The sequence below is a fragment of the Halorubrum sp. CBA1125 genome (assembly GCF_009742825.1).
Lineage (GTDB): Archaea > Halobacteriota > Halobacteria > Halobacteriales > Haloferacaceae > Halorubrum.
Map to the genome: position 1 here is coordinate 1 of NZ_WPCE01000008.1, position 16,160 is coordinate 16,160.

The 16,160-nt window shown below is 57.4% G+C and carries 15 protein-coding genes and 4 pseudogenes; 11 read left to right on the forward strand and 8 right to left on the reverse strand.

Features of this window, described 5'->3' with window-relative positions:
* From GJ633_RS17555 to GJ633_RS01980, 6 genes and pseudogenes are all read left to right on the forward strand, one after another.
* Positions 1–128 (forward strand): annotated as a pseudogene (locus tag GJ633_RS17555) (transcriptional regulator); the annotation flags it as partial.
* 96 nt (positions 129–224) lie between these two features.
* A complete protein-coding gene (locus GJ633_RS01960; RefSeq protein WP_156586724.1) occupies positions 225–605 on the forward strand; it encodes a truncated hemoglobin in 381 nt (126 codons plus the stop codon).
* 162 nt (positions 606–767) lie between these two features.
* Positions 768–920: pseudogene (locus tag GJ633_RS01965) on the forward strand (IS6 family transposase); the annotation flags it as partial.
* 57 nt (positions 921–977) lie between these two features.
* A complete protein-coding gene (locus GJ633_RS01970; RefSeq protein WP_156586725.1) occupies positions 978–1,325 on the forward strand; it encodes a winged helix-turn-helix domain-containing protein in 348 nt (115 codons plus the stop codon).
* 278 nt (positions 1,326–1,603) lie between these two features.
* On the forward strand, positions 1,604–1,999 hold the full coding sequence (locus tag GJ633_RS01975) for a hypothetical protein (RefSeq protein ID WP_156586727.1): 396 nt from the start codon (positions 1,604–1,606) through the stop codon (positions 1,997–1,999).
* A 120-nt stretch (positions 2,000–2,119) separates the two neighbouring features.
* Complete coding sequence (locus tag GJ633_RS01980) at positions 2,120–3,682, forward strand: ATP-binding protein (protein WP_156586729.1); 1,563 nt, start codon at positions 2,120–2,122, stop codon at positions 3,680–3,682.
* A 19-nt stretch (positions 3,683–3,701) separates the two neighbouring features.
* On the opposite strand, the pseudogene GJ633_RS01985 reads toward GJ633_RS01980, so the two are convergent.
* Together GJ633_RS01985 and GJ633_RS01990 are read right to left on the reverse strand one after the other, a co-directional pair.
* Positions 3,702–3,977 (reverse strand): annotated as a pseudogene (locus tag GJ633_RS01985) (DsbA family protein); the annotation flags it as partial.
* A gap of 143 nt (positions 3,978–4,120) precedes the next feature.
* Positions 4,121–5,142, reverse strand: a pseudogene (locus GJ633_RS01990) (succinylglutamate desuccinylase/aspartoacylase family protein).
* A gap of 187 nt (positions 5,143–5,329) precedes the next feature.
* Here GJ633_RS01990 and GJ633_RS01995 point away from each other — a divergent pair.
* From GJ633_RS01995 to GJ633_RS02005, 3 genes are all read left to right on the forward strand, one after another.
* Positions 5,330–6,643, forward strand: coding sequence for a RimK/LysX family protein (locus GJ633_RS01995; protein WP_394351113.1), 1,314 nt, complete (start codon positions 5,330–5,332; stop codon positions 6,641–6,643).
* Between the two features lie 144 nt (positions 6,644–6,787).
* Positions 6,788–7,054: a hypothetical protein gene (locus GJ633_RS02000; RefSeq protein ID WP_156586733.1), complete on the forward strand. Its 267-nt coding sequence runs from the start codon at positions 6,788–6,790 to the stop codon at positions 7,052–7,054.
* A 59-nt stretch (positions 7,055–7,113) separates the two neighbouring features.
* The gene (locus GJ633_RS02005; protein WP_156586735.1) at positions 7,114–7,710 is read left to right on the forward strand and encodes a helix-turn-helix domain-containing protein; all 597 of its coding nucleotides are present in this window, start codon (positions 7,114–7,116) and stop codon (positions 7,708–7,710) included.
* Positions 7,711–7,750: 40 nt separating this feature from the next.
* On the opposite strand, the gene GJ633_RS02010 is transcribed toward GJ633_RS02005, so the two are convergent.
* Positions 7,751–8,740, reverse strand: coding sequence for a sulfite exporter TauE/SafE family protein (locus tag GJ633_RS02010; protein WP_156586737.1), 990 nt, complete (start codon positions 8,738–8,740; stop codon positions 7,751–7,753).
* 54 nt (positions 8,741–8,794) lie between these two features.
* Positions 8,795–9,220 (reverse strand): hypothetical protein, encoded by a 426-nt coding sequence (locus GJ633_RS02015; protein WP_231741198.1) that lies wholly within the window; start codon positions 9,218–9,220, stop codon positions 8,795–8,797.
* A 172-nt stretch (positions 9,221–9,392) separates the two neighbouring features.
* Between GJ633_RS02015 and GJ633_RS02020 the strand changes: the two genes are divergently transcribed.
* Positions 9,393–10,412 carry an NAD(P)/FAD-dependent oxidoreductase gene (locus GJ633_RS02020; RefSeq protein ID WP_156586739.1) on the forward strand — a complete coding sequence of 340 codons (1,020 nt, stop codon included), beginning with the start codon at positions 9,393–9,395 and terminating at the stop codon, positions 10,410–10,412.
* Positions 10,413–10,438: 26 nt separating this feature from the next.
* Here the strand turns inward: GJ633_RS02020 and GJ633_RS02025 are convergent, their stop codons facing one another.
* Positions 10,439–10,954 carry a redoxin domain-containing protein gene (locus GJ633_RS02025; RefSeq protein WP_156586741.1) on the reverse strand — a complete coding sequence of 172 codons (516 nt, stop codon included), beginning with the start codon at positions 10,952–10,954 and terminating at the stop codon, positions 10,439–10,441.
* Between the two features lie 77 nt (positions 10,955–11,031).
* Positions 11,032–11,820: an NAD(P)H-hydrate epimerase gene (locus GJ633_RS02030; protein ID WP_321168865.1), complete on the reverse strand. Its 789-nt coding sequence runs from the start codon at positions 11,818–11,820 to the stop codon at positions 11,032–11,034.
* A gap of 51 nt (positions 11,821–11,871) precedes the next feature.
* Between GJ633_RS02030 and GJ633_RS02035 the strand changes: the two genes are divergently transcribed.
* Positions 11,872–12,867 carry a DUF3179 domain-containing protein gene (locus tag GJ633_RS02035; RefSeq protein WP_156586743.1) on the forward strand — a complete coding sequence of 332 codons (996 nt, stop codon included), beginning with the start codon at positions 11,872–11,874 and terminating at the stop codon, positions 12,865–12,867.
* 414 nt (positions 12,868–13,281) lie between these two features.
* Here GJ633_RS02035 and GJ633_RS02040 read toward each other — a convergent pair whose 3' ends face one another.
* Together GJ633_RS02040 and GJ633_RS02045 are read right to left on the reverse strand one after the other, a co-directional pair.
* Positions 13,282–14,385 (reverse strand): nitrogen regulation protein NR(II), encoded by a 1,104-nt coding sequence (locus tag GJ633_RS02040; protein WP_156586745.1) that lies wholly within the window; start codon positions 14,383–14,385, stop codon positions 13,282–13,284.
* Entirely contained in the window at positions 14,291–16,066 is a 1,776-nt protein-coding gene (locus GJ633_RS02045) for a GAF domain-containing protein (RefSeq protein WP_156586747.1), read from the reverse strand. Before GJ633_RS02045 ends, GJ633_RS02040 begins: the two co-directional genes overlap by 95 nt.
* Positions 16,067–16,160: the final 94 nt, after the last annotated feature.

Genomic DNA, 16,160 nt, shown 5'->3' on the forward strand with positions numbered 1-16,160 from the left:
ACCACCTCGGCGACGGCGTCCTATTTCAAACCCGCCACGAGGGCCGCCACCACACGTGGCGACTCATCCACTCCGGCGACGGTGATCTGCTGAATAGAGCGGATGAATTCACCGGCCTGGAGTCGGCCTAGAGTACTGGTTCTGTAGGCATTTATTGACCTATGTAGAAAGTGTATATTCGTTAATCCATAATATACATGCGTATTCATTCGCTCTTACGAAATATGACTGAACAAAACCTGTATAAGCGCCTCGGGGAACAAGAGGGTATTCGCGCTGTGGTCGATGATTTCTATGACAGGCTTCTCGCCGATGATGAATTAGGGCCGTTCTTCGAGACTGCAGATATGGAGAAACTACGTCGGACGCAGACGGATTTCCTGTGTGAGGCAGCAGGTGGTCCCGAAACGTACGACGCTGAACCTGTCCGTGAGGCACATCTACACATTCCCTTCACTCCGGCTCACATCCAGCGAGCCGTTGAATTGTTGTACGAGAGTTTAGACGCCTTCGATGTGGCTGATGAGGACGCAGAAGCTGTCGTTCAGGCAGTAGCCGCGTATGAAGAAGACTTGCTAGCCAGACCAGAAAACAAGGAAGAATGATCGACAGATCATAGCTTGTTCTGCAAAACACGCGCCCTGTATCTCGCACGCGACTCTGAACATCTCTCTGAACTGCCAGACCTCATTACAATCAGTACGCAGATTTCAGTGACCAGCTGTTTCAGACGAGAATATGTTTAACGAATAGGATTTCAACAGAGCCAACGACATGAAGATCGGAACAGCGTCAAACGTGTCTTTCGTAAGGTAAAACGCAGAACTACCAGTTTCTCAAACTGTTTCAGCAACGCCGAAGCAGAAACCGCGAACGGGCAGCTCAGATCCTTCGCCTTCGCATGGAATCCGCTTCTCTGAACACTACATTATTAAATGGGAGAATGTTTAACACGCCACGATCAGACTTTTTGACTAATGTCTTCGGGAATAAGACAAATTTCTGAAAGTAGCGATGACGGAGGTCAACCATTCCCCGCCCCCGTTGACGACATGTTCGACATGCTCGGGGATTCAGAGTCCCTAGCAATTCTTCAAGCAACATCAGATTCTGCACAAACTGCTTCAGAGTTAGAGGACCAGTTAGAGATATCATGTTCTACTCTGTATCGTAAACTCAACTGTCTCGCTGATATGTCGCTCCTTGAGGTAAGATATCGTCCAAAGAGAAATGGCCATCATTCGAAGGAGTACAAAACGTCATTCGAGGAGATTTTCATCAGACTACCTGATGGTGAGGAAGCCACACTTTTTCAGGGCAACTGATAATTACGACTGCGAGTTGGATCCCGAGGCGATCTGCAGGGCACACGTTCGAAGATGTCATGTTCACTGACGACACGGAGACGCCAGTGAACGTGGGACCGGCGAGAAGTCAGCAGACGAGGCGAAGGTTCAGCGGTAGTACGATTGTCCCGACTGTGGATATAAATCCATCTCCTGCATCGTCTACGGCCTCGAATGGTGAGTGGTGAATCCGCGCTGGACGCTGTTTTTCGGCCGGGGCGGAGAGAGTGACCCGGTCGAACCGGGTCGGCCCAACAATGAGTCTTGAAGTACTCGACCGACACAGCGAGGCACTGTTCGAGTTCCTTTGGTGCCCCGTCTGCGGGCAGGAAGTGTTCACCCACATTCCCTTCGAGGGAGTGTTCTGCAAGAACTGCAACACCCAGGTCGAACTCCAGGAATCCCGAGAAACACGCGGTTACGAGGAGGCCGTGCTCGCCTGCTTCGATACAACCACGACCTGGAACCTTCACGTCGACGAGAAACTGCGCCGCGACCTGCCGGACCGGTCGGCGCGCGTGAAGGTCCTCGGCGCACAGGGCGCTTACGAGGTCGACTGGTGGAGTCCAGAGCCGGATGAGGACTGGGAACCTGTGGAACGCGGAGAGTTCAACGACGTCGAGGAGCCAGACGAGGTGTCAGATCTAGCGTGATGATCAGCTAATAATTGATCCACCGATTCTCCTAAGCCCAAGGCGTGGACCGGGCCGGACAGAGACACCGTCGAAATGTGTGACCAAACCTTCATACGAGTTGGCTGAAGAAAATCGGCTATGAGGGCTGTTACGTATCGGAATCAAATTTACGAGATATTCGCCGATCCAAACGAAGGGCTCGAGAATCAAATCGAGCAGGCTCTCAACATCGGGACAGAATATCTCGACCTTTCAATCGGGTTTTTCACACGGATCTCAAGGGGGACACAGGAGATTCTTCAGGCGACCGGGGATCACCCGTTGATCCAACCAGGTGAGAGCTGCCCACTCGACGAGGCCTACTGTCGTCGGACCATCGAAATCGAAAGCCAGCTCGCCATCGAGGATGCAACAGCATCCACAGAGATCTCCGAAACCGCCGTTCAGACGTTCGGCTTGGGAGCGTATATCGGTGCGAAAATCCTCGTCGACGGCGAGGTGTATGGGACTGCTTGCTTTGCCGATACGGAGCCACGCGACGACCCCTTTGTCGACGAGGAACGGTTCTTCGTCGAACTAATCGCTAGACTTGGTGGCCAAGCCATCGAACGACGAAACTACAAAGAAGAACTCTCACGGCGTGAAGAGCGATTGGACGAACAGCGAGAGATATACCGGGCCGTCATTGAGGCCAATTTCGACTCCGTCTTCCGGTTCGACACGGGCGGAACGTTCACGTATGCGTCCGAAAGCGCCCAGGACCTCTTGGGATACTCACCAACTGAGCTCGTAGACCAACCGATAACGCTTGCCCATCCCGATGCACAGACCACGGAGTGGGCCTGGGAGAACCTCTCACAGATTCTGAATGGAGAGCCAGCCGAAGCCCAGGATTTCCCACTGGAAACAAAATCAGGAGAAGTCATCTTTACAGATATCCGCGGCGTTCCGATCTACGATGGGAGTGTGCCGGACGCAGCACGCAGTGCAGACGATATCGTCGGGATACAAGTAATGGTGCGTGACGCGAGTGATCGGCGCCAGCGGGAAGGACTCATCAGCGTCATAAATCGCGTTCTCCGTCACAACGTGCGAAACGAGATGTCTGTTATCCGTGGCTGGGCGGATATGCTCGTGGAGGAATTGGATGGGGATAGAGCGAAAAAAGCGGCGGTGATCCGGGCTGCTTCGACACGATTACTCGATCTAACCGAAGCCGCACAGAAGATCGAGCAGAACCGTGAAATATCACCCGAGTTAGAGCCGACTGACATTATGCCGCTGGTCAACCGGATCGTCACTGAGTGTGAAACCCGATATCCAGACGCCGCGATTACTGTCGACGCGCCAGACCAAGCGATCGCGGAGACGCTTCCACGGATCGAAGTGGCATTATTCGAACTCGTTGATAACGCTGCCAAGCACGGGGGGGATCCTGCATCCGTTGATATCGACGTACGTGTGTCCGATCTCCAGATCACTTGTCAGGTTACCGATACCGGACCGGGGCTTCCGGATACGGAACGGAGTGTTTTGGAAACCGGTGTAGAAACACCACTCATCCATGGGCAGGGACTCGGGCTGTGGTTGAGTTATTGGATTATCACGACCTTGGATGGAGAGATCGAAGTTATCGAATCCGCTCCCGGAACAACAATTGAAATTCAGCTCCCGACACCAGCGGACGAGGAGGGCCAATAACAGTCTCCAGAAGATCGTCGAGGTCGAGCATCTCGTCGGCGTCGTACTCCTCTTTCAATCGGGCGACGTTCTGTCGTACCTGGTCGAAATACGCTTCGTCTTTTCTGTCGTCGACAGAGTGATCGATCTTACCGTCGGGCCCGCGTTTCTGACTCCGAAGATCGAACGGTTGCCAATCAATCTCGAGGTCACGATCGCGCGTTTCCTGATACTCCTCCAATGACCGGCGACCGAGGTAGCAAAACGGACACACGTAATCCGAATACACCGTGATTTGACCGCTGTTTTCAACCATTGCGTGTCAGTATGGCCGGCCACCGAATAAGAATCCCAGTGAGCAGAAGGTTACCCACGTGGGAGTGCGATGAAACCGGCTCGTCCACGTGCAGCTCATTCTGAACTCCCAGATGCGGACATGGTGAATTACACAGAGTCACGTTATTTATGTGGAATACCACGTTGGTTCTCGATGATTCGTTCCTGCATTTCTTCGAGCTTGATGAAGTGACAGAGTGGGTTCCCTGGATAGACGACCGGGTTTTCCAGTACCCCGACGAGCAGTCCGGTGAATGGGGCCTCAACGGTCGTTTCGTCAGATTTGAACGGGTTCGTGATGCGGCAGATTGTCTCACCCTCGTGGACTAACTCCCCCCGTTTGTAGTTCATTTCGACGATTCCACCTGCGTCAGCCCGGAGCCACGTCTTTTCACTCCAGCCCTCGATCACAGTCCGCCATCCCGGCCACCGAACCGTTTCCTGTTGGTAAATCCCGTATTCGGCGAACACGCTCCGGACGCATCGAGGGCGTGGTCGATCAACTCCCGCTCGAAGCGATGTGCTTCCCCCATCTCGAGCGTGATCGTCGGGATACCGTCGTCAGTCGCCTCCCGCCGCAGCATCCCCGAAGAGCCTTCACCGGCCATGATAAGATTCGTTCCGAAAGCGCGAGCGAGTCGGGCGGCCCCCTCGTCGTCCATGTCGGCGCGGACGTGGAACATGTTCGTCCGGCCACGTGTCGAGGTGTGGAAATCGAGGCCGAAATCACAGGGCTCGATGAAGTTATGGTAGATCTGGTAGGCAATCCGGTTCGAACTCGTACTGTTCTGTTTCCCTGGAAAGGCTCGATTCAAATCCCGTTCATAGATCGGTAGGTAGCGCTCCTGAGCGACGAACCCCTGAACATTCAGAACGGGGAGACAAACGAGCGTCCCACAGACTTCTGAATGGTCCCACTCTTGGGCGACTTCTCGGACAACTTCGATCCCGTTGAGTTCGTCACCGTGTATCGCAGCCGAGAGGAATGCAGTTGGCCCGGGCCGGGGACCGTTGATAATCGTCACTGGAATCCGGACCGGATCACCCAGATAGGTCTCGCTCACTGGATACCGGAATTCCTCCGTTTCGCCGGGGTCCACACGGCCGCCATCGAATGTGAATGCTTCCGCCTGTTGTTCGCTCATCAGTCCCTACATGGTGAGTCCTAGCGGGTTAAATCGAGAGAGGGGTTGTAACTGTGTTACACGTTCGCAGAACCCGTAATGACGGGTATCTCCAATATAGACCAGAGCAACGCTAATGACTGCCTCTTCCAATTCCCCCGAACCGGAGGGTCCGACGGACTCGGTACGGTCTGCGAGCATCGATAGTGTGCAGACCGATGCTGGGACACAGCGAGTGGGCGTTTTGAGCACCCACAACAGCAAGGAAACCAAAGCGATCCTGAACGCGGTTCGGGTGTTGGGCCACGAACCCGTGTGGATCCGCGACGAGAACGTCACTTCGTGGATCGAGGACGGTGCAGTCCAGCTCTCACCGCGGGTCGACATCCTCGTAAACCGGATGCTCCTGACAAAGAGTGACCACCAACTCGAAGATCTCCAGCTCGCTGCACTCTACGAGGAGATGACACCTATCGTAAACGAACCGCAGGCCGTCGCGAACACACTCCATAAGTATCGCGCCGGTGCGAAGCTTGCTGCAGCCGGCCTGCCAGTACCGGACGCTTTCTTTGGCCGCTCCCCGCGGAAGTTCGAAAAGTGGCCGGAGTACCTCCCGGATACCGCTGCCCACAAGCATACCATCGGGACGAACGGGCAGGATATGTCGGTCGTCTCGCCGAACGAACCCGTCGGTCCGATGATCAACGACGAATATGCGTTCGTCCAAGAGTTTCTCGAAGACTCCGATGATCGTCCCTCTGACGTGCGTGTCTACGTCGTTGGTGGGGAGATCGTCGGGGCGATGCGACGCCACGCACCGGACGGCGACTGGCGGACGAACGTCGCGCTCGGCGGTGACGTCGAGGGCGTAACTGACGAACTCGGTCAGGAGCCTCGCCGACTGGCGAAGGAGGCCACCGATATCCTTGGTTTGGATCTGGCCGGGGTCGATCTGATGCCGATCGACGGCGAGTGGTACATCCTCGAAGTCAACGCTACCGCGGGATTCAAAGGCCTGTTTTCGGCGACGGGTGTCTCGGCCGCTCTGCACATCGCACGCCTCGCTATCGAGCGAGCAGGCGGCAGCATCGACACTTCACAAGTCGTCGAGCTGGAAACGACACTGGACGACTCCGTTCCCGATTGCAAACCGCCGCTCGTTCAAGACCAGGGTGACGACGGCGTCCTCGGCTACACCTCGCGAATCCGAATCAATGGTCGTGACGGGGCAGAACAGGCGGTCGCGAAGTCCGACACGGGTGCCAAGCGAACGAGCATCGACACCGACCTCGCCGGTCGGATCGGCGCCGGGCCTCTCGTGGGTACAACCGACGTGCGGTCGGGGACGGGCAGTGGCACGGAGACGCGCCCCCTCGTCGACGTCGACCTTTGTCTGAACGGGCGCTGGCGGACGGTCACCGCCAGCATCACCGACCGGTCGGAAATGACCTATCCGGTCCTCCTGGGCAGAGACGTGCTCGAAGCATACACCCTGGACATCAGCCGAACGGTCGAAGAATAACCCTCAGAAGCACGATGCAACCCACACCCCGCTACCGAGGTATTGAACCACGGCCAACAGTAAACGGCACAGAGAGAGCGCAAAAATGGAACTGACGCAGGTGGCTATCCATTCAGAACAACCCACCTCTCACCCACTATGTCTGTGACGAGACGATCCGTCTTAGAACAGCTCGCTACGGCGAGTGACGCGACACGACAGGAGACGACCACCATCGAAGCGCTAGCTGCGACGCTCGACGCCGATGAATACACAGTCGAATCGCATATTGAGAGGTTGGAAGCCTGTGAACTGGCCCGAATCACGCCCGATGGCACCGCACGAGTCACGATAACTGGTGAAGAACTCCTCGAACTCAATACTACGGAGATGGTCATCGTCGACGCCGCTACATCGAACTCAAAGATATGAGAGAACCGGTATTTATCAGGAACCAATACGATTGTGTACTAAATGGAGCTGAATAGCTAATGGCAGGGAACGAGACGAACGAGTCGACGGCGGAATCCAGAGAGGTACAGTACGATCCGACATCCAGTCGGTACAACCTGTACGAATGCCCCGACTGTGATAACATCGTCCTCGCGCTCGGCCGCGACGAACCCCCGATGTCCTGTCACGATAAGCCGATGGAGCGCGTGACCGACCTGGAAATGAGCGTGCAGCCACCCGACGTCAAGCAGGTCCTCCTCCAAGCGTTTGGCCTTCCGAAAGCCGGGCTCGATATCTGCCTGTGTGTCATCGGGGAAGGGCCACTATCCGCGAACGAAGTAGCCGAGTCACTTGGCTACGACCGGAGTACCATCACCCGGTATCTCAACAAACTCGTCGAGCTGGGGCTGCTCGAACGGTCAGAGTTGAACCGCGAAGAGGGTGGCGTAGTCAACGTGTATCACTCGGTCGATCTCGAACGGATGCGCCGTGAGACACTGATCGGGTTCTACGTGTGGGCCGGCGAAGCCGCTGCCCTCATCGAGGATGCGAACCTGACGAAACAGGACTACCTCGAAGAGAACCCTGATCGCGATCTGCCAGAGATCTTCTGGGATTCATTCCCTGAAGACTGATGCTCGATTACAATCCAGTCAGCTTGTATCAAATATAGAATTAGACCAATAGTTCACTCGCGAGGACGACGAGACCGACGATCGCGAATACGACGCCGAGTGCCGGTTCCATGATTTCGCTCGGAACGTACTTTCCGACGCGTGTTCCGAGAGTGCCGCCGATCAGCACGCCGGGGATGGACCACGCGACGATGTACCAGACGGGCGTCGCTGCCAACGCGTGAACGATCGTACCGGCGATAGCCGCGATAGCGAGGACGAACACACTCGTTGCGACTGCAACTCTTGGTGGCAGCCGACACCGGACGATAAGTTGCGTGGTCGTCACTTCCGGAAGCCCGGCGCTGATGAGTCCAGTAATGAATCCACCAGCAGTCGCCAAGCCGACGCCGGGTGGTCGCCAGCAGGTGTCGTATCGGAACGTCTCGCCGTCCGTCGTTTCGATGGTCGTCTTCCCACGCCCGGTGTTCTTCTGTTCGAGGTACTCACCTTCGCATTCGCCCGGAACACACTCCTCCGGGGGATCGTAGTAGACGAGGAAACCGCCCAGACCGAGGAGGCCGACCCCGAAGGCGAGTTTGAGCAGTGTGGTCGGAACGTAATGAGCGGCAAACGCACCGAGGACGACCGCCGGCACTGCCCCGAGGAGGAGCCACTTCGCGGTCGCGTAGTCGACGACCCGTTGGCGGACGTAATTCAACAGCCCGTTCCCCATCCCGAACACCTCGGTCAAGAGGCCCGCTCCGATCGCCTGCGAGGGGGAGAGACCGACGATCAGCATGAAAAACGGGCTGAAGAACAACGCCCCCGACACGCCGGATGCGAGCGCGATCAGCGAAAACAGAATCGACGCGGGAAACACCCACCAATGCGCGAGGAACTGATCGACCGGAAACCCAGCCGGGAGGGGAAGCGACTGCAGCAGGGAGGACTGGATCGACAGTGTCGCTGCCTCGTGTGGAGCTGAGACTGTAAGTAAACTACCTAAGAAAACGACGCCACCGAAGACGACCGAGCGGTTCCATATCATGAGAGTGTGTCGTATTGAATGTATACGCGGGCGCAAGCGATGGTGACGGTCAAATTAGCCCAGGATGCCAGCCCCGAGGAAAGCGCCTAGGACCACACCGTAGATGACGTGGACCGTCCCGAACATCCTCATCATGTCCCGATCGGGTTCCATACCGATGACCATCCGCATCCAGAACATCATCCCACCGATCATGAGGATAATGCCGTAGACGAGCCCGAGTCCGGCTGCCACAGCTATCGATCCAAGGCTCAGTCCGACTAACGGAACGCCGATGGCAAAGACTGCACCCGCGAGGATGCCGTAAATCACGTGTAATATCATTCCGGGCATCGCGTAGTCCGCGGGGTCGCCACCTGCGAACTTCGCGACCAGTGCCGCCGTCGGCGGCGGTCCACCGTCCCCCATCACCATCATGACGATGGTCATAACGATCGTTGCGACGAGTCCACCAGCCAGACCGGCGACGATTGATGCCATGTGTGCAGGTCTATCAGATGTGCGATGAGTACTAAACCGCGACGCGGTCGTTGAACGGAGTCACACACCCGGGAGAACATGAATACGGTCACCGTCTCACATCTGTGTGAAATGTCCGATCGCAACTGTCCCGACGGTACCAAAATCTATCGAGGATTCGACTTCGTGATATATGAGTGAAACATCGGTCGACGAGTACGAAGTCGTCGTGGTCGGCGGCGGTCCCGCCGGGATGACAGCAGCGCTGTACAGCACGCGCCTTGGTCATGATACGGCTGTGGTCACCCGAGGTGGTGGCCGAGCAGCAATGATGCAGGAGGTACACAACCTCTTGGGCGTGAAGGAGGAGACGAGCGGGGGAGAATTCCTCGGCATCGGACAAGAACAGCTCGAGGCGTATGGGTGTGACATCCACCGGGATATGGTCACGACCTGTTCACGGCCCGACTCAGACGGCATCCGATTAGCTGGCAACAGCGCCGAGTACGAAGCCAACCGCGTCGTGCTCGCGACCGGGTTTAACGACGTCCGGCCGGAACCGCCGCTTCCGCGGACGGGTCGCGGGCTCCACTACTGTCTGCACTGTGACGCCCACATGTTCGTCGACGAGTCGGTATACGTGATGGGCCACGCCGAGAGCGCCGCCCACGTCGCAGGGATCATGCTGAACTTCACCGACGAGGTGGACCTGCTTACGCGTGGGAACGAGCCCGAGTGGAGTTCGGAGACCGCGGAGATGCTCGAAAACCATCCGATCGACGTCATCCACGAAGACGTCTCGGGAGTCCAGAACGGCGAAGACGGCTGGTTGAAAGCGCTCGAGTTCGAGGACGGCACCGTTCGGGAGTACAAAGGCGGCTTTGCGATGTACGGCGCCGAGTACAACAACGGGCTCGCCAGGGAACTCGGCTGTGAGATCAACGACGACGGTACCATCGAGGTCGACGACCACGGTCGGACGTCAGTCGACGATGTCTACGCAGTCGGGGACTGTACCCCGGGTCACAACCAGATTCCGGTCGCGCTCGGGCAGGGAGCGAAGGCCGGCATCGACGTTCACTTTCAGCTCCGAGACTTCCCACGTGACCCCAATCTCCTCGACGAGCAGGGGCCAGTGCGTTCCGAGGAGGTCCCCGGGATTCCCGACGAACTGCTCGAACAAGCTGTTGACTTCCACACCTACGGGGAATAAGTACCGTTCCAGCGGACGCGAAGTGATCAGGCCGACTCTTCGGACTCAGTAAGACCACACTCATCGTCACGACAGTTCGTTGCTTTCTGCAACGCGTCGAGGTCCGGCTGTTCCTCCGGGCTGTCGGCCGACCACGCGAACTGGATGGTTCGGCCGGGGTCGACGACGAATGTCGCCTGCCCAGGTAGATCTCTGTGCCCCTCGAACTCCTCGAGCAACACGCCGTACGCTCGACTGACCTGTCCATCAGTATCCGACAGCAGCGGGAACTGGATGTTGTGCTCGGTCGCGTACTTGCGATGAGCGTAGGCCCCGTCCGATCCCACACCGAGGACGACCACGTCGTCCAGGAGCGTGAGCCAGTCGGCGTCGCGCAGCGAACACCACTGGTCGGTACAGGCCGGATGGAAGTCGAGCGGGTAGAAGACGAGTATCACCGCCCAGCCCCGATCCGTGTACTCGGAGAGCCCGTGCGTTTCGATCGTTCCAGCCGCTGCTCCAGGGAGCGTGAAATCCGGCGCCTCCTGGCCTACTCGAAGCATGTGAAAATATACCACATCCGACGACTTGAGAGAGACGGGACCGTGCAACTCGGCTACACGGGAGCGCAACCAGAGGGCTATCTTTTCAGTTCGGCCCAATCATCCTGCCCAAACGGCCGATCGTACTCGATACCGAGCCGTTCGTACACAGATCGAGGAATACTGATATCCGCGAGATAGAGTGCTCCCGCGACTGATTCGAGTCCGGTCTTTGGGAGTGCGAGTGTGACGGTCCGGGTCGGCGTGACTGCCATCCCGAGCGTTTCGCCGGTCGTCGCGTCGAGGCCCGACGGGAGGTCAAGTGACACGATCGGTTCCGAGAGTTCGTTCAGCCGCTCGATCACCCCGCTCGCCGGAGATCGAACTTCACCATCGAGTCCGTACCCGATGAGCGCATCCACAATGACTCGCTGACTCTCAGAGTGCGTCAGCTGCTCCGTATCGGTGGTAGTCGGGACGCCCATCTCGTCGAGGATACGGTATTGCGTGGCTGCGACGCCGGACAGGTCGTCGGGAGACCTGTCGATTATAAGCTGGACAGGAATGCCGCGATTCGCGAGATGTCTCGCGCAGGCCATTCCCCCGCCGCCATTGCCCCCGTTCCCGGCCACGACGAGGACTGGAGCCTCCTCCGTTCGGACATCACGAACGTGCCACGCCAGGGTCCGACCAGCGTTCTCCATCATCTGGAGCAGCTGTAACCCTACCTCCTCGACTGCGACCCGGTCGACCTCCTCCATCTCGGTTGCTGTCACTGCCGTAACGGCACGGCCGCCCGGTGTTCGAAACAAGTTCTTCTGCATACTGGTTCCATCACCGCGGACGAACAAATACTCCCCAGGGCAGTTTAGGTGGGTTTTGCTCACCAATACGCAGCTGGGCCAAGTGATTATGCACGGTCCAGCCGTGACTTGCATATGGATATTCAGGACGTGCTCCCGCGGGATGCGATTCCGAGCATCGACGATCCGTCGTTCGGGTCGTCATATTTCGGCGATGACAACGATGACGTGATCGTCGTCGAAAGTGGTCCACCACGGGCGTATCCGGTTCGAATCCTTAGTTACCACGAGATCGTCAACGATGTGGTGTCGGGAAGCCCCAAAATGGAGACATTCACCTCCGCATCCACGGACGCGACCGAAGACCAGCTACCTATCGCGGTCACGTGGTGTCCGATCTGCGCGAGTGGCGTCGTCTACGTCCGAGTGGTTGACGAACAGGTGTTGACGTTTGGCACCTCCGGGAAGCTTGCTGACGACGCGCTCGTGATGTACGACCGCGAGACCGAATCAGAGTGGAAACAACCGCTCGGAGAAGCCATCAGCGGCCCACTCGAGGGACAGAAACTGGACGTCGTCGCCGCGTCGATGATGTCGTGGGAGCGGTTTCGAGCCGAATATCCAACTGGCATCGTATTACAACCCGTTCATGGCGGCGAGAACGACTCGCGGCATCAGTCACCCCGCGCGGCATACGACATGACGCGATACGAGCAGTACGATTCCGCGGAGGCGTTCGGTCTGCGAGCGATGCGTGGGGAAGGTCCCGAACGTGGCTGGGATCGTGACGACATCGACCCGAAGACGCCAGTACTGGGAATTGTCCACGATAGCGACGCGGTCGGCTATCCGCTCCCGGAGGTTCGTGCTAGCGGTGGCGTCGTCTCTGATTCAATCGGTGGACTCAGTGTGCTCGTCGTCAGTACCGGCGATGAAATTCACGCATTCGAGCATCCAGGCGACCGGTTCGAGGTCCGTGATGAGAGGCTGTATGGAGACGGTGTCTCATGGGGCCTCACGACCGGAAAAAGTAGTGACGGGCGACAGTTGACTCGGCTCCCAGCCCGTCGGCTCTACGCGTTCGCTTGGCAGGACGATCACGGCCGGGACAGTTTCTACGGATTGGACTAACCTTCCCGTTCAATAGATTCGAACCAGTGTCAGTGTCCCAGCAAGCCCTGTGTGGCTCTGTTGCATCCTCGCTGAATACTCATTTGCCATGTAAACCGAGTACCGAACGGGGCGATGTGTCACACGCTCCATCTTCCCCCGTCCCCCCTGTTTCAATGATACCCGACGATGGACGCCTCGGCGCTTGTCCGAATTGCGGGCACGACATCCGAAGGAGAGACGAAATAATCACCTACCAACGCTCGGATGACTCGATCGGCGTCTTTGCGGAGTGTCCATCGTGTAAAACCGTGATCGATCCCCGAAGATCTTAGAGACGGCGCACCGAGGGATACCAGAGATAGGGGAGACAACGATGCCCAGTCAGACATCCATTCTGAGAGTGCACTAATTACCATAAGTGAGGGTCGGAGCTCACTCGACCTCGACACCGCTGATCTCGAAGCGGACACCACCATCTGTGCCGTCGGTAACTATGATGTCCCATCCGTGTGCCTCGACGATTTCCTTGACAATACTCAGACCAAAGCCCGTCCCATCCTCGGTGGTCGAGTAGCCCTGCTCAAACACGTTGTCGCGGTCTTCGGAGGGGATGCCCGGGCCGTCGTCCTCGACGTAGAACCCGGTGTTGTCCGAGAGCGTTCCAACGCGTATCGTCACGTCGGACCGCCCGTGTTCGATGGCGTTTCGAAAGAGGTTCTCGAGCACGTGGCGGAGACGGCTCCTGTCCGCATGGATCGTTATCTCGACGGACGTTTCGAGAGTCGCTTCCCGGGTATCGACGTTTTGCCAACATCCATCGACGATAGAATCGAGTGACACGCGGTCAGTCTCTTCGACGGATTCCCCTGCACGGGTCAACGCCAGGAGGTCGCCGATCATCTCTTCCATTCGTTCTAGAGACGATTTGGCAGTTTCCAGATGCTCACTCTCAAAATTCCTCTGAGCGATTTCGACTCGGCCCATTGCCACGTTCAACGGGTTCCTGAGATCGTGGGAGATGACGCTCGCAAAATCTTCGAGCCGTTCATTTTGACGCTCAAGTTCGCGCTCGTACTTTCGGAGTTCACTGATATCACGGATTAGAGCCAGAACACTGTCGCGACCGCCGAATTCTAGCGTCGAGGCGGAGATCTCCGCCGGGACGTATTCGCCGGAGTCCGTAAGACAAGAGAGTCTGTCCGTCCGGCCGCTACCCTCCGTGCGGATCGTATCGAGAAACTCCCGGAATCGGTCCATCTCTTCGGGATGGATGTCGGACGGCCCCATCGAGAGGAGTTCTTCCTGGGTGTACCCCAGTAGCTCGCTCGCCTGGGGGTTCGCCTCAAGAATTTCGTCCGCCTCTGGATCGAAGATCACGATGGCGTCGTTGCTGTGTTCGAATACCGATTGGAACCGATCTCTGGCACGCTCCAGTTCCTGCTCACGATCGCGTAGTCTCTGTTCGCGTTCGGCCCGGTTGAGAGCCCCTACGGTAGTGGCTGCCAGTATCGAGACGAGTTTTTTTATCGAACGCATCGAACTCCGCGGGCTGCAGAGACCCGCTCGCGAACACGCCCATCTCACCGAGCGGTGCGATGACGGCTCCGCGGAACGGAACGTCGCTCGCCAAGCCGGGTTCGGTCTGGACGTCGTCGTAGAGACGAATCTCACCGGCCGAAATTGTCTCCCAGAACAACCCCTCTCCCCGTCGGAATCGCGGTAGCTCTCCGAACCGGTCGCGCGTCGCGTCCGTTACCGCTACGGGTTCCAGCACATCGCCGTCGTCGTTGATCAAGTAGACGTGTGTGTACGGCAACTCCAGAATCTCGTTTCCGGCCTCGGTTGCCAGGGTCGCAATTTCCTCAGTAGATGACGCTTGCACCAGTTCACTGGTTATCTCGCTGAGGTTACTCAGCGTCTGTTCGCGATACACGCGTTCGAGTGCTGCCTCCGCGTTCTGACACAGTATCTCAACGAGGTCGCGAGTTGTGTCGTCGAACGGCTGGACAGTCCGGGAACCGACGTGGAGCTGCCCGTGGTTACCGAGTGGCGCGATCAGGACTGTCCCGAGTGGTGTATCGGGATGAGCCGGGTTCTCGACCGAACTGTAATCTTCGACCTCTGTCAGCCTCCCCTCGTGGAATATATCGATCTCGGTGGTACCGGACGGGATCGTCCCGATTGTGTCGCCGACGTCGCGGGAATCATTCAATTCGGCCGCGGCGTCAGTAGCAGCTAGTGGGCGGAGCACCTCTGCGTCGGCGTCGAACGACCACATCGCCGTCAGTGGCTGTTCGAGAACCTGTTGGGCGATCCCGACGGTGATATTTGCGACCTCCGTCTCGGTAGTTGCAGTCATCAGGTTCTGGATAGCCTCGTTCAGGCGCTCGAGGCGTTCCTCGTACTGCCTCTGTTCGGTGATATCTGTGTACCACGCGTACGCACCGCGAACCCCGTTGGCTCCGTCTATGGGGATAACCCGGAGCTTGAACTGTCGAATGCCGTCGTTGGTCTGCCGGCGAACCTCTGTCTCGACGGGGGTTCCTTCGACCACGTCATCACGGATCGAGCGATGCTCTCCGTGTTCCGAATCAGGAACGATGACGTCTCGAATACTGGAGCCAATAACCGTCTCCTGTTCAAACCCGAATACCGACTCGAAGGCGGCGTTGACGTCGACGATTTCGGGTGTTTGATCCTTGAACGTCACTCTGACGATCGGATCGGGCGTGTTCTTGAACAGGGCAGCGCGATGGACGCGCTCTCGTTTAACGGCTCTCTGAGACTGATATCGCTCAACGGCCCTCTCAATGTAGTTTGCCAGCACTTCGAACTGATTCTCCTCCCGATCTTTTTGGAGATAGTCCGTGACGCCGGCCGAGATCGCGTCGCTAGCGATATCTTCGTCCCCATCGTCTGTGAGCAGTATGAACGGCAATTCTGAATCGAACTCTCTGACTCGTTCCAATACCTCCAACCCGTTCGATTCCTTCAATTCGTAGTCGCTGAGGACACACTCAACGGGTGTGTCGTGAAGAGTTTCGAGCGCCACGTCGGAATCGAATTCAATCGTTACTTCGAACGAGTCGTTTGCCCGCTCCAGGCGCTCAGACCATTCTATAGTACTGGATCCATTGTTTTTGACATACAGAACTCGAATGTTTTCGCCGGGTTCAAGGATCGAGTCTCGTCGATTACTGTCGGTCCCAGGTTCCATCGATATTTATATTCAACCAGATTAGCGTCCTGATTACTAAAATCAAGCGGACGGTGACAATACCAGTCTTAGGGACGCAACAGGCCAACTTCTG